11 protein-coding genes and 1 other RNA gene are annotated in these 13,343 nt (G+C 47.4%); 11 read left to right on the top strand and 1 reads right to left on the bottom strand.

The features are described 5' to 3' along the window. Window positions 1–38: 38 nt before the first annotated feature. The 11 genes from recO (at window position 39) to rnpB (ending at window position 11,674) form a co-directional block, all read left to right on the top strand. Complete coding sequence (gene recO, locus QMK20_RS16975) at window positions 39–791, top strand: DNA repair protein RecO (RefSeq protein WP_283652527.1); 753 nt, start codon at window positions 39–41, stop codon at window positions 789–791. 404 nt (window positions 792–1,195) lie between these two features. Further along, window positions 1,196–2,083 carry a glycine--tRNA ligase subunit alpha gene (gene glyQ, locus QMK20_RS16970; protein WP_283652526.1) on the top strand — a complete coding sequence of 296 codons (888 nt, stop codon included), beginning with the start codon at window positions 1,196–1,198 and terminating at the stop codon, window positions 2,081–2,083. Further along, window positions 2,076–4,151 (top strand): glycine--tRNA ligase subunit beta, encoded by a 2,076-nt coding sequence (gene glyS, locus QMK20_RS16965; RefSeq protein ID WP_283652525.1) that lies wholly within the window; start codon window positions 2,076–2,078, stop codon window positions 4,149–4,151. Before glyQ ends, glyS begins: the two co-directional genes overlap by 8 nt. A 114-nt stretch (window positions 4,152–4,265) precedes the next feature. Continuing rightward, window positions 4,266–4,748, top strand: a complete 483-nt coding sequence (locus QMK20_RS16960; protein WP_283652524.1) for a YaiI/YqxD family protein — start codon at window positions 4,266–4,268, stop codon at window positions 4,746–4,748. Beyond that, window positions 4,741–6,615, top strand: coding sequence for a DNA primase (gene dnaG / locus QMK20_RS16955; RefSeq protein WP_283652523.1), 1,875 nt, complete (start codon window positions 4,741–4,743; stop codon window positions 6,613–6,615). Before QMK20_RS16960 ends, dnaG begins: the two co-directional genes overlap by 8 nt. Before the next feature lie 43 nt (window positions 6,616–6,658). Beyond that, window positions 6,659–7,792 (top strand): RNA polymerase sigma factor RpoD, encoded by a 1,134-nt coding sequence (gene rpoD / locus QMK20_RS16950; RefSeq protein WP_014282481.1) that lies wholly within the window; start codon window positions 6,659–6,661, stop codon window positions 7,790–7,792. A gap of 86 nt (window positions 7,793–7,878) precedes the next feature. After that, a complete protein-coding gene (locus QMK20_RS16945) occupies window positions 7,879–8,718 on the top strand; it encodes a hypothetical protein (protein WP_283652522.1) in 840 nt (279 codons plus the stop codon). After that, window positions 8,715–9,476: a tRNA (adenine(22)-N(1))-methyltransferase gene (locus tag QMK20_RS16940; protein ID WP_283652521.1), complete on the top strand. Its 762-nt coding sequence runs from the start codon at window positions 8,715–8,717 to the stop codon at window positions 9,474–9,476. Before QMK20_RS16945 ends, QMK20_RS16940 begins: the two co-directional genes overlap by 4 nt. Then, a complete protein-coding gene (locus tag QMK20_RS16935; protein ID WP_283652520.1) occupies window positions 9,452–10,567 on the top strand; it encodes a Nif3-like dinuclear metal center hexameric protein in 1,116 nt (371 codons plus the stop codon). Before QMK20_RS16940 ends, QMK20_RS16935 begins: the two co-directional genes overlap by 25 nt. Window positions 10,568–10,631: 64 nt before the next feature. Next, window positions 10,632–11,198: a flavin reductase family protein gene (locus QMK20_RS16930; protein ID WP_283652519.1), complete on the top strand. Its 567-nt coding sequence runs from the start codon at window positions 10,632–10,634 to the stop codon at window positions 11,196–11,198. A 77-nt stretch (window positions 11,199–11,275) separates the two neighbouring features. After that, an RNA gene (gene rnpB / locus QMK20_RS16925) (RNase P RNA component class A) lies at window positions 11,276–11,674 on the top strand. 343 nt (window positions 11,675–12,017) lie between these two features. Here the strand turns inward: rnpB and QMK20_RS16920 are convergent. Next, window positions 12,018–13,238 (bottom strand): aminotransferase-like domain-containing protein, encoded by a 1,221-nt coding sequence (locus tag QMK20_RS16920; RefSeq protein ID WP_283652518.1) that lies wholly within the window; start codon window positions 13,236–13,238, stop codon window positions 12,018–12,020. Window positions 13,239–13,343: the final 105 nt, after the last annotated feature.

Here is a 13,343-nt window from a genome sequence, read left to right as displayed (position 1 = left end):
AGTCACTGGCTTCTTCGCGAATGTTTGGGGGAAGAGGCATGCTTTACAGGGTGGAAGGAATCGTCATCCGCAGCATGGATTACGGTGAGGGGAACAAAATTATTACGCTTTGCACCGAAAGCGGCGGTAAGACAGGCGTGCTGGTCAGAGGAGCCAAGAAGCCCAAAAGTCGTCATGCCGCTTTAACGCAGCCGTTTACGTATGGTGAATTTGTTTTTTTTCGAAATACCGGCTTAGGCACGTTGAATGCCGGTGAAATTATCCAATCCCACCATACACTGCGCGAGGATATTACCAAGGCCGCTTACGCCTCATATGCCTGTGAATTGCTCGACCGGGTACTACATGATGAAGAAACGGGCACCTTCTGGTTTAAGCAGCTTAAAGCATGTCTGGAAGCGTTGGAGAGCGGCAAAGATCCGCTGATCGTCATGAGCATTTATGAATTTAAAATATTGCAGGCGGCCGGATATGCTCCCCAGCTTGATGCCTGTATTTCCAGCGGACAACAGTGTGCTGATGAAGATATGTTTATCAGTCCGAAGCTGGGCGGAGTTTTGTGTCGAGGCTATAAGCATTTTGATCCGGCTGCATTGAGTGTCACACCGCGTACGTTGAAGTTGTTACGTTTGTTCGCGAGAATGGATTTAAACCGGCTTGGCAACATCGATGTGAAGGACTCGACCAAGCTGGAAATCAAACATGTCATGCGTCAGTTCATGGATACGCAGCTGGAGGTCAAGCTGAAATCCCGCAATTTTCTGGACCAGCTCGACAAGTATGATATGTGAAACCTCCTGCTCCCTTGACTGTGCTGCTGAAAACGTGTAGTATTTTACTATATATCTCCTTCGGGAGCAGAGGCATTGAACGAGAAAGTAGCGGAGTTTATTCTCTAGAGTAAGCGAGTCGGGGATGGTGTAAGCCCGGCGGGAAATCTTCGTGAACAAGGCACTCGGGAGCATCTGATTGGACACGGAAAAGAGGATTACGGTCTGGCTGGTGATGGAGGACTGCAATCAAGTAGGGTGGAACCGCGGGAGTCAGCTCTCGTCCCTACGTCTGTACAGGCGTAGAGGCGGGGGTTTTTTGCTGTCTCTGGCGAGGCTTGTTGGAAGTCGGCGGCCCTGTACATAGAAGCTTTACGAAGAATGATCACCACCATTTGAGGTAATTTGGAAGGGAAGTGTGTACCATGAATTTTCAGCAGATGATTTTGACACTGCAACAATTTTGGGCTGAGCACAACTGTATTATTGTACAACCGTATGACACGGAAAAAGGGGCAGGCACAATGAACCCGATGACGTATTTGCGTTCGATTGGACCTGAGCCGTGGAACGTAGCTTATGTCGAGCCGTCCCGCCGGCCCGCAGATGGACGTTATGGAGAGAATCCAAATCGTCTGTATCAGCATCACCAGTTTCAGGTTGTTTTGAAGCCATCGCCTGATAACATTCAGGAGTTGTATCTGGAGAGCTTGAACCGCCTTGGTATTAATCCTCTGGAGCATGATATTCGCTTCGTTGAAGATAACTGGGAAGCGCCAACGCTGGGAGCATGGGGATTAGGCTGGGAAGTATGGCTGGACGGTATGGAAATTACCCAATTCACGTATTTTCAGCAAGTGGGCGGCATCGATGCCAGTCCGGTTGCGGTTGAAATTACGTATGGTATGGAGCGTCTTGCGTCCTACATTCAGGACAAGGAGAACGTATTCGATCTCGAGTGGGTTAATGGCATCACGTATGGTGATGTTTTCCACCAGCCTGAATTTGAGCATTCTAAATATACGTTTGAAGTATCTGATGTCAAAATGCTTTTCACCCTTTTTAATATGTATGAAGAAGAAGCGAATAAAGCCATGGCGCAGCATCTTGTATTTCCAGCCTACGATTATGTATTGAAATGCTCTCATGCGTTCAACTTGTTGGATGCCCGCGGTGCAATCAGTGTAACGGAACGAACCGGATTTATTATGCGTGTACGGAATTTGGCCCGTCAGGTGGCTGCAACTTATCTGGAGGAACGCGAGAAGCTCGGCTTCCCGCTGTTGAAGAAAGGAGGTGCGGCACATGTCTAAGGATTTGCTGTTTGAAATCGGTTTGGAAGAAGTGCCCGCCCGTTTTATCCCTGCTGCGATTCAGCAGTTGAAGGAGCGTATGACTGCTTGGCTGGACAGCTCACGTATTGCTCATGGTGATGTAGAAGCTTATGCTACCCCTCGTCGTCTGGCGGTGCTGGTTAAGGAAGTAGCCGAAAAGCAGGAGGATATTAACGAAGAAGTGAAGGGTCCTTCCCGCAAAATCGCACTTGATGAAGCCGGCAATTGGAGCAAGGCAGCTCTCGGCTTTGCCCGTAGCCAAAGTGTTGATCCTGAACAGTTTACATTCAAGGAGCTTGGAGGCGTGGAGTATATTTACGCGACCAAGAGCAGTATAGGTGTACCGACAGCGGAAGTGCTGTCCGAAGGCTTATTGCACATTTTGCATGCCATGACTTTCCCTAAATTTATGCGTTGGGCCAGCTATGACTTTAAGTTTGTTCGTCCAATTCGCTGGTTGATCGCCTTGTTTGGTAACGATATTGTTAACCTGGAAATTGCCGGGGTTCAATCCGGGAATGTGACAAGAGGACATCGTTTTCTCGGGCAGGATACTGTTGTGGAAAGTCCGGCAGACTATGTTGAGGCGCTTCGTAAACAGCATGTCATTGTGGATATTGCCGAACGCCAGTCCATTATTGTGAAGCAGATTGAAGCATTGGCAGCCGAAAAAGACTGGACGATCGCGGTTAAGGATGATCTGCTGGAAGAAGTACTGTATCTGGTCGAAACGCCGACGGTACTGTTTGGAGGTTTTGATCCATCGTTCCTCAACATTCCGAAGGATGTGCTGATTACTTCCATGCGTGAGCATCAACGCTATTTCCCGGTGCTGGATCGTGCGGGAGAGCTGCTGCCATACTTTGTTACTGTACGTAACGGTGGAAGTCAATCGCTGGATGTCATTTCCAAAGGGAACGAAAAAGTATTGCGCGCACGGCTATCTGATGCCAAATTCTTTTATGAAGAAGATCAGAGACTGGAAATCAAGGATGCGCTCTCCAAGCTGGAAAGTATCGTTTTCCACGAGGAATTGGGATCGGTTGGAGACAAGGTACGTCGGATTCGTCGCATTGCCGATGCTTTAGCTGAGAAGCTGCGGGTTTCCCCGGATACACTGGAGTCGGTTAGTCGGGCAGCAGATATTTGTAAGTTTGATCTGGTAACGCAAATGGTATATGAATTCCCGGAACTGCAAGGGGTTATGGGTGAGGATTATGCCCGTAAGGCTGGAGAGAAGGAAGAAGTGGCGAGAGCGGTATTTGAGCATTATCAGCCGCGTTTTGCCGGAGAAACGGTTCCTTCTACGAACGCTGGAGCTATTGTGAGTATTGCTGACAAAATTGATACGATCACCGGCTGTTTCTCCATCGGTATTATTCCGACAGGCTCGCAAGACCCTTATGCGCTTCGCCGTCAGGCCGCAGGTATTGTGCAAATTTTACTGGATCGTAATCTTTCGGCAACTTTGTCTGATGTGTTCAATATTGCACTTGACGTACACGACAACCTTGGAAATATGAAACGTTCTGCCGATGAAATTCGTAAAGAGTTACATGAATTCTTTGGTTTGCGTGTGAAAAAACTGTTGTCCGAGACGCTTCGTTATGACGTCGTAGACGCTGTGCTTGCTGCCGGATTTGATGATGTTGCTTCTGTCGTTGATCGCGGAGCAGCCCTGATGAATGCGGTACAAACGGGAGATACCTTTAAAGCAACGGTAGAGTCGTTTAACCGTGTAGGCAATTTGGCTGCAAAAGCTGTTCATGCATCAGTTAATACGGGTGAATTTACGGAACAGGGCGAAAAAACGCTCTATGAAACATGGTACGGCGTTTATGAATCTTATCATACAGCCTTGCAGGAAGGCGATGCTACGCGAGCTTTAGCACTTGCCTCGTCCATTACTCCTGCGGTGACAGCGTTCTTTGATTCCGTAATGGTTATGGCTGAGGATGATGCGATCCGTAATAACCGTTTGGCATTGCTGGCCGCCATTGATAGAGAGCTGAAGCGTTTTGCCGATTTTTCCAAACTCGTGGGCTAATCGTAGCTGTAATAGTATGAATAACTTGAAAAAATGGGTATAAATATACGGAACGGTGTAAGAGCGATCTTGCAGCCGTTCCGTATTTTACTCGAATCCGTATGGAGAAGGGGGATGCTTGTGGGAATATCCGGAGGTTTATCGGATGTGCGGATCGTTGTTGACGGAGACGCTTGTCCTGTCAAAAGCGAAATTGCGGATACAGCTACCCGTTTTCATGTTCAGGTTATTATGGTATCTTCATATGATCATCTTATCCAGGGCAGCGGAGGCGTGACCGTCGTAAAAGTGGACCGGAGCGACCAAAGCGCTGATCTCTATATTGCTAATCATATCCGTCGAGGGGATATTGTAACCACCAACGATTACGGTCTTGCGGCACTCGCTTTGGCTAAAGGCTGTGAGGTTATGTCATTTCGCGGAACGATGTATCGAAACGATTCGATTGATTTTATGCTCGATCGCCGTCATACTTCTGCCAAGGAAAGGAAAAAAGGACGTTATGGAAAGGGTCCCAAACCGTTTACATCAGAGGATCGTGAAGTTTTTCAACATAAACTGACAAAACTTTTACTCTTCTTGCAGGAGAATGAATAACGGTATCGAATTATATTTACGTGCTAAAGAGATGAAGGTGGTTAACATGAGTGCTGGACAAGGCAACATACCGGACGATATCATTGAGTCGGTTTTACAACATCATGATATCGTAGATACGGTAAGCAAGTACGTGCATTTGACCAAGCAGGGGAAGTATATGAAAGGCCTCTGTCCTTTTCATTCCGAAAAAACCCCTTCATTCACCGTGACACCGGATCGTCAGATTTTTTACTGCTACGGCTGCGGCGCGGGAGGCAATGCCATCAAATTTATGATGGAAATCGAAGGACTATCCTTTCCCGAAGCTGTCAGAACAATGGCGGAAGAAAGTCATATCCCTCTCGGCGAATGGCAGGGACGTGAGTCAACGCATCAGCATCCTGAGTTGGACAGGTTGTTGCAAGCGTACGAGCTAACATCTAAGATGTACCATTTTCTCCTTAAGAATACGGAGCATGGCAAACCGGCTATGGAGTATTTGCGGTCACGGGGATTTACTGACAAGATCATTGATCAATTTCAAATTGGCTATGCACCTAACCGATGGGATACGATTGTCCAGTTTCTGGAGAAGCGTTCTTTCGATCCTGTTGAGATGGAAAAGGGCGGGCTTATCTCTCCCCGACATGAGGATGATGGGTATGTGGATCGGTTCAGGGATCGCATTATGTTTCCTATTTGGAACCGAAATGGAAAAATAATTGCCTTTGCGGGCCGCATTCTTGGTGAAGGACAGCCCAAGTATTTGAATTCACCGGAAACCAAACTGTTCAACAAGAGCCGGACACTGTACAACCTCCACCATGCAAAGACCTCGATTCGCAAGCTTCGTCAGAGTGTCCTTTTTGAAGGATACGGCGATGTTATCTCAGCTTGGGAAGCAGGTGTGCAGAACGGGGTGGCCGCTATGGGCACAGCTTTGACGGAGCATCATGCTACGATGTTAAAGGGACTGTGCGACGAGGTCATTATTTGCTATGATGGTGACCGGGCAGGACAAGCTGCTGCGCTTAAGAATTTTCCGTTGCTGGAAAATGCGGGGCTTCACGTTAAAGTAGCGCTGGTCAGCGACGGTATGGACCCGGATGATTTTATCCGGCAATACGGCGGGGAAAGGTTTCAGCGCCAAATTATCGAAAGTGCCGTTTCAACGGTGAAATTTAAGCTTATATATCTGAAAAAAAACCATATACTGCAAGAGGAAGAAGGAAGAATCGCGTATTCCCGCGAAGCATTAAATGTCATTGCACCTCTGTCATCCCCGACCGAGCGGGAAGTGTATTTGCGCGAAGTGTCAGCCGAAGTCAAGGTGGATTTTGAAACCTTAAAGCAAGAATGTAATTTACTCCGCCAGTCCCTGCAAAAAAAACAGGACTTTGGGGATAATAACGAAAATCGGTGGAATAATGGTAGGCATAAAAAAGGGCAGGTCGTTACACCAAATTTGCTGCCGGCTTACCATGTGGCGGAACGCAGATTGCTTCACTGGATGATGCAGGATTTAGAAGCTGCACAGTATGTAGAACAGCATCTGGGGGACGCCTTTAATATTGAGGATCATGCAGCAATTGCTGCTTATCTATACGCCTATTACGCACAAGGAAAGTTACCAGATACAAGCCGCTTTATTTCATCTTTGCAAGATGATGGGCTGGAGAAAAACGTAAGCTCGATCATGATGATGGATGCTCCAGGCGTATGGGCACCGCACATTTTGGACGATTATATTCATCAGGTGCGCAAATTTCCATTGCAGGAGCAACTGGATTTGAAGAGGGAAGAGATGAGAGCCGCTGAGCGCTTAGGTGACTTTTTGCGTGCAGCACAAATTGCAAGTGAGATTATAGCCCTAGAGAGACAATGAACACACAGAGGTCGGATGTTTCTAGGGAGGAGGGAGTCGAAAGATGGCGAATGATCAGCATACTGAACTGGAGACGGAACTGACACTGGATCAGGTTAAGGATCAATTGATTGAGTTGGGTAAAAAAAGTTCCTCTCTGAACTACAAAGATATCATGGAAAAACTATCGTCGTTTGATCAGGACCCCGAGCAAATGGATGAGTTTTATGAGCAGCTGGGTGACTTGGGGATTGAGGTTGTAAACGATAACGACGAAGAAGTTACCAGATTGCGTCAAAACGACGACCCGGAAAACAACGACGGGGATGACTTTAACTACGATGACGATCTGAGCCTGCCTCCCGGTATTAAAATCAATGATCCGGTCCGGATGTACTTGAAGGAAATCGGCCGTGTACCGCTTCTTTCTGCTGATGATGAGGTGGAGCTGGCGAAACGGATCAACAATGGTGATGAAGAAGCCAAACGTCGACTCGCAGAAGCGAATTTGCGTCTGGTTGTAAGTATTGCCAAGCGTTATGTTGGCCGTGGAATGCTTTTCCTGGATCTGATTCAGGAAGGTAACATGGGTCTGATTAAGGCAGTAGAAAAATTTGATTACGAAAAAGGATTTAAATTCAGTACGTATGCAACCTGGTGGATTCGTCAGGCCATTACGCGCGCTATAGCTGATCAGGCAAGAACAATCCGTATTCCTGTGCACATGGTGGAAACGATCAACAAGTTGATTCGGGTATCTCGTCAATTGTTGCAAGAGCTGGGGCGTGAACCTACGCCGGAAGAAGTGGCTGCGGAGATGGAGCTAAGCGTGGAGAAAGTACGGGAAATTATGAAAATTGCCCAAGAACCGGTTTCATTGGAAACGCCAATTGGTGAAGAAGATGATTCACATTTGGGGGATTTCATTGAGGACCAGGAAGCGCTGGCGCCTGCGGATGCGGCTGCCTATGAACTTCTGAAGGAACAGCTTGAGGATGTGCTGGATACGTTGACCGAACGGGAAGAGAACGTATTGCGTCTCCGTTTTGGTTTGGACGACGGTAGAACCAGGACCCTTGAGGAAGTGGGTAAAGTATTCGGTGTAACACGCGAACGTATTCGTCAGATTGAGGCTAAAGCGCTGCGTAAGCTGCGCCATCCAAGCCGCAGTAAGCGACTGAAGGATTTCCTCGAATAGAAGCGTAACATTGCGGACCTTCTGCGGCTTGGAGCGCGCAGAGGGTCTTTTTTTATCCCATGGCAGCCTTGGTGGAGGGGAAAAGCTTGGACCAAGAGAAAAAACGGGCAATACTGTTACATGAAATTGAGCATTGGCGGCGAAGTCGGCTTCTCCCTGAGCAATATTGTGATTTTTTGTCTAACCTCTATCGAGAGGACGATAATCCATCACAAAGCCGAAGTCACACTGGGACCGGGCTGCTTACATATCTTCGAAACGGGCATGGAATCGCCTGGCTTCTTGGTTTTGTCATTATTTCCTGCATTTGTTTGATCGGTTTTTATTTTACCGCTTTTCCGTTGGCAATGCAAATATTCTCGGCATGTGCAGTAATCGCGATCTGCTATGGAGTAGCCGCTGTTTGGCGTTCTTCAGAGCAGAGCATGAGCGCCATGCTGAGTACCTTGGGCAGTGTGATTATGCTGGGTTCAGGTGTGTGGATTATTCAGCTTCACCAAGGTGAGCCTAAATTTTGGTTTCTTGTTCTGGTCGGTCTGTGCGGACTGGTATGGTGCCTTGTGGGCTTAACTCTGCGTATCAGCTTGCTTCACTACTGTGGCTTTATTGCGCTGCTTCTGGTGTACGCAGTACTTATAGGCCGCTACTGGCCTACGGCTTCTCACGTAATGCTGGAGGGATTTTGGATTTTACATGTAGCATTGCTGGTATGGTTAAGCTGGTGGGTACACCGTCGCTTTTCACGTCTGGCTTCGGTCTATTTTGCTATCGGAATGACACTGGTTTTCATGCCTGAAGCAGACATGATCGTGCTGCGCCATCAAGCGCCGGGAGATGTTGTATTGTACGCCTTATTGAAGTTGGCTATTGTTGTAGGAATTTTATTTTGGACTCGAAAAAAATGGATTACGTGGGTGACGTCATGAAGCTTTCTCAACGATTACAATATATTATGGAACAAATTCCTGCCGGGAGCAGATTAGCGGATATTGGCTCTGACCATGGGCTTTTGCCTGTGGCTGCGATGCGCAGTGGTCGGGTAACGCAAGCTGTGGCGGGCGAAGTCAATGATGGGCCGTTGCGAGCGGCTCAAAAGCAGGTCGCCGAAGCAGGTCTTACTGACCGCATAACCGTTAGAAAAGGCGACGGCTTGGCCGTAATTACAGCCGATGAGGTTGATGTTATTACGATAGCAGGCATGGGCGGTGCCTTAATCGCTTCCATTTTGGAGCAGGGGAAAGACAAGTTGGATTCAGTGAAGAGTCTTATTTTACAGCCAAACGTAGGCGAGGATATTTTGCGCCGATGGCTGATCGAGCATCAATGGGTATTGACAGGCGAGCATATTATGGAAGAAGACGGAAAGATATATGAAGTTTTGACGGCTGTACCCGTGTCGGATAGTCCTGTGAAGCAGGAAAAGCTATACCGACCGTTAGCCCTTACCGGTAGCTCGCTAGTATTGACGCAGAATTGGCTGGAACAGCTTGGACCGTTGCTGGTCAGAGAGCCCAACGAAGTCTTTTTCCGTAAATGGAAGCTGGAAATTCATAAGCTCCAAAATGTGCTTGCGCAGTTGGCGCGATCAGAGCAGGAATCGGCGCAGCAAAAGCAGGAACAATTACGCAAGCAAATTGAACAGCTAGAGGAGGTACTTGCATGTTTGCCAAAGGACAAACGGTAATTAGCTATATGGAACAGCTGGCTCCAAAATATTTGGCAGTTCCGGACGACAGAATCGGGCTTCAGCTTGGCAGCCTGCAAAAGGAAATCAAAAACATACTGGTAGCTCTGGATGTCAATGATGAGGTTGTTGAAGAGGCGATCCGAGTAAAGGCCGACCTCATTATCGCCCATCATGCTATCATATTCCGTCCACTCAAAGCATTGAATACGGATCAGCCTGCAGGCAGATTGTATGAAAAGCTGATTAAGAACGATATAGCGGTTTACATCAGTCACACGAATCTGGATACGGCAGAGGATGGTATGAACGACTGGATGGCGGAAGCATTGGGCATTGAAAGTGAAGGTACGCTGGAGGATGTCCACACGGAGCAATTGTTCAAGCTCGTCGTTTTCGTACCGAAAACACATCATCAACAGGTGTTGGACGCTGTGCTGGGTGCGGGAGCCGGACATATCGGCAATTACAGCCATTGCAGCTTTAACATTGATGGCTATGGAACTTTCGTGCCGGGTGAAGGCACACAGCCGTTTTTGGGTGAGCCAGGTAAAATGGAACGCAGCGAAGAGGTACGCATAGAGACGGTTGTACCACAGGGTGTGCGCAACAAAGTTGTCCAGGCGATGCTCAAAGCTCATCCTTATGAAGAGGTGGCCTATGACCTGTACCATATAGATTTGCAGGGCCGCACATTTGGCCTGGGACGGGTGGGTAAGCTCAAGGAAGCCCGCACGTTACGCGAGTTTGTCAATGATGTGAAAGAAGGCTTCAACGTCGAGCATGTACGTGTAGTGGGCGACTTGGGCCGTACAATTAAAAAAGCAGCCGTGCTCGGAGGCTCTGGCAGCCGCTATGTAAACAAGTCGATTTTCAAAGGAGCTGACGTCTTAGTTACGGGTGATATCGACTATCACACGGCTCAGGATGCCCTTATGGCTGGCATTGCCATCATTGACCCTGGTCATAACGCAGAGAAGATTATGAAGCCTAAAACCGCAGAATGGATGCGCAAACGGTTGGAAGAAGGCCGATACTCTACGGAAGTACATGTATCTGAGGTGAATACAGAGCCTTTTCAATTTTTGTAAAAGCTTAACTTCTATGAGAAGATGAAAGTGTTTCATTACTTTTAGTTCATAGGGGAGAGGTTGTATGCGAACTTTAATTGCTGATCCTGCGATCCATGCCTATCCGGGGATGGTTGCTATTGTTACTTCCCGTCATAACGGCGTTCAGAATGTAATGGCTTCTGGCTGGCATACATATATCGGATCATCACCGGGCATGTATGGCATTTCGTTGCGGAAGGAAACGTATTCGCATGGTCTGATTGAAAAAAGCGGAGGCTTCGGTGTTCAATTTTTGCCCGCCCACAGATCGGAATGGATTCAGGCTGTAGGTACCTTTAGCGGTAGAGATATAGATAAGTTTCAGCATTTCGAGATTGCATATGAGGACGGAATTTCTGTGGATGTCCCTGTATTGCTGGATGCTTATCTTGCTTATGAGTGTAAAGTGGTGGATAGTCATACCTATGGAGATCATGATTGGATTGTCGGTGAGATACAGCAAACTTACCGGGACGATGAACTCTTTCTGGATGAAGGCATACCTGAATTTAGCAAGCTTCATATTCCGTTATACGTGGGTCGCTCTACTTATTTTGTGGCAGATGATACATTACAAAAGAGGGTACACCCGTTTTATTTGAACAAATAAAGGAAGCTTACTAATTTACAATATTTTTAGGGTTGTGTCGAGCGTGCGTTCCCTGTATACTATGTAATGTTGTTCGGAAAGTTTAACAGACAATCGCTGGCGGTGTGAACCGCGAGAGGAAAGTCCGGGCTCCATAGGGCAGGATGCTGGATAACGTCCAGTCAGCGCGAGTTGAAGGATAGTGCCACAGAAATGGACCGCCGATGGCCGCTTGCGGCACAGGCAAGGATGGAACCGAGGTGTAAGAGACCCCGAGGAACGCTGGTGACTTCGTTCCTGGTAAACCCCATCTGGAGCAAGACCTAATGGGACACAGCTTCTTCGCGAAGCGGCCTTAGCCCGAGGCGTGTCTAGGTTGGTCGCTGGAGCCGGATAGCAATATTCGGCCTAGATAGATGATTGTCGCTTGTAGTGGGAGGGTAGTTCCCGTCTGAACCACGAATAGCACAGAACCCGGCTTACGGAAAACTTTCCACACTGCAACACCTTAAAATGTATGATGTTAACCTTTTAAATGACTGTTTGCATGAAAACTTGGAATCCAAATGTATTTAATGAATTACAAAAAAAAGGTTCAAGCCATATTCCTTTGGGAATCAGGCTTGAACCTTTTTTTGTATACCGTATTTTACGCATCGTACGTGTATGTTTAGGTCTATTTCATTCTGTTTTTTTATCTACTCATTCCCTCTATCGTAAAAACGTCCGGGGATGAGGCACGTAGTCAGCGTAGCGGAGCATTTGAATCCGGAGAAGCGCAGCGATCGTAAGATCAAATGATTCGCGAAGCGTTCTCGCGTGCCTGCCTGCCAACCTTCATCAGCGCACGCTTTTTTCCAATCTTTCTTCTGTATACATCTTCAATGCCCGATCCAAACGGTTAACCGCTTCAGGAAGCAGTGAAGGATCGGTATGCGTAAAGTTGATCCGCATATGGTTACTGCCGCTCAGATCAGCATAAAATACTTGTCCTGGCACAAATGCGACGCCTTCCTGAATGGCCAGTTCCAGCAAGCGATCGGAACGGAAACCTTCGGGTAAAGTGACCCACATAAACATGCCGCCAAGTGCATCATTCCACGTAATGCCTTCCCATTGACGTTCTTTCATCAGTGTTGTGAGGCGTAGCATACGAGAGTGATATTCGCTGGATACGGTACGAATATGTCCATCCAAATCAAAAAAGTCCAAGAGCTCATTTAAAGCACGTTGATCGATACTGCTGGAGTGCAGATCAGCAGATTGTTTGGCCTTCGAGACTTTATTGACAATCGCTTGATCAGCAACCAGCCATCCAGAACGAACACCAGGAGCAACGGTTTTGGAGAACGTAGAGGTGTACATGACATGACTATCTCCACCTTGCTGCTGGTCAATGGATAAAAGGGTAGGGAAGTTAAGGTTTTCGTCAAATTTGAGACGTCCGTAAGGATCATCCTCAAAAATCAAAGTTCCGTATTTACGGCATAGCTCAACAACGCCTACTCTGCGGTCCATGCTCCATACACTCCCCGCCGGGTTGGAGAAAGTTGGGATGACATACACGAATTTAGGCTGATAGTCCTTGAGCTTGGCTTCAAGATCATCTAATTGCATACCGTTGGAGTCTGTATTTACACTTACAATGTTGGCGCCATAGGACTTAAACACCTGAAGAGCTGCCAAATAAGTAGGGGACTCCACCAATACAGTATTCTGTGGATCAAGCAGCACACGCGAAACCAGATCGATAGTCTGCTGTGAGCCCGTCGTCATGATGATGTTATCTCTGGTGACGGAGATGCCTTGGGATGCCATTATGGTTGTAAGGCGTTCCCGTAGAGGAATATATCCATCGGTTAGACCGTATTGAAGCGCGGTAGTACCGCCGAGACGGAATACCCGCTCATAGGCTTGAGCAACGGCTTCGATGGGAAAAAAGGCATCGGCCGGAAGACCACCTGCCAGGGATAACACTTCTGTTCCCTGTGTCAGCTTCAAAATGTCCCTAACGATGGACGAGCCCTGAGTACGAGCCATACCCGAAAATTTGTATTCCAATCCAATCATCTCCTGTGTTCTATACTGTACTATGAAATTTATTGTATTATAACAATAATGAAGTATAACAGTAAACGTCTGAATATAACAGTTAATTGGTCTAAT

Origin of the sequence: Paenibacillus sp. RC334 (assembly GCF_030034735.1) — a bacterium.
Classification (GTDB): Bacteria; Bacillota; Bacilli; order Paenibacillales; family Paenibacillaceae; genus Paenibacillus; species Paenibacillus terrae_A.
The sequence above is the reverse complement of the archived record's forward strand: the minus strand, read 5'-3'. Positions and strand labels throughout refer to the sequence as shown.

What these genes read in the sequence shown, in the direction of transcription:
- dnaG (WP_283652523.1), top strand. Translation starts at nt 4,741, where the DNA reads ATGAATAACGGTATCGAATTATATTTACGTGCTAAAGAGATGAAGGTG.
- recO (WP_283652527.1), top strand. Translation starts at nt 39, where the DNA reads ATGCTTTACAGGGTGGAAGGAATCGTCATCCGCAGCATGGATTACGGT.
- rpoD (WP_014282481.1), top strand. Translation starts at nt 6,659, where the DNA reads ATGGCGAATGATCAGCATACTGAACTGGAGACGGAACTGACACTGGAT.
- QMK20_RS16930 (WP_283652519.1), top strand. Translation starts at nt 10,632, where the DNA reads ATGCGAACTTTAATTGCTGATCCTGCGATCCATGCCTATCCGGGGATG.
- QMK20_RS16935 (WP_283652520.1), top strand. Translation starts at nt 9,452, where the DNA reads ATGTTTGCCAAAGGACAAACGGTAATTAGCTATATGGAACAGCTGGCT.
- glyQ (WP_283652526.1), top strand. Translation starts at nt 1,196, where the DNA reads ATGAATTTTCAGCAGATGATTTTGACACTGCAACAATTTTGGGCTGAG.
- QMK20_RS16940 (WP_283652521.1), top strand. Translation starts at nt 8,715, where the DNA reads ATGAAGCTTTCTCAACGATTACAATATATTATGGAACAAATTCCTGCC.
- glyS (WP_283652525.1), top strand. Translation starts at nt 2,076, where the DNA reads ATGTCTAAGGATTTGCTGTTTGAAATCGGTTTGGAAGAAGTGCCCGCC.
- QMK20_RS16960 (WP_283652524.1), top strand. Translation starts at nt 4,266, where the DNA reads ATGCTTGTGGGAATATCCGGAGGTTTATCGGATGTGCGGATCGTTGTT.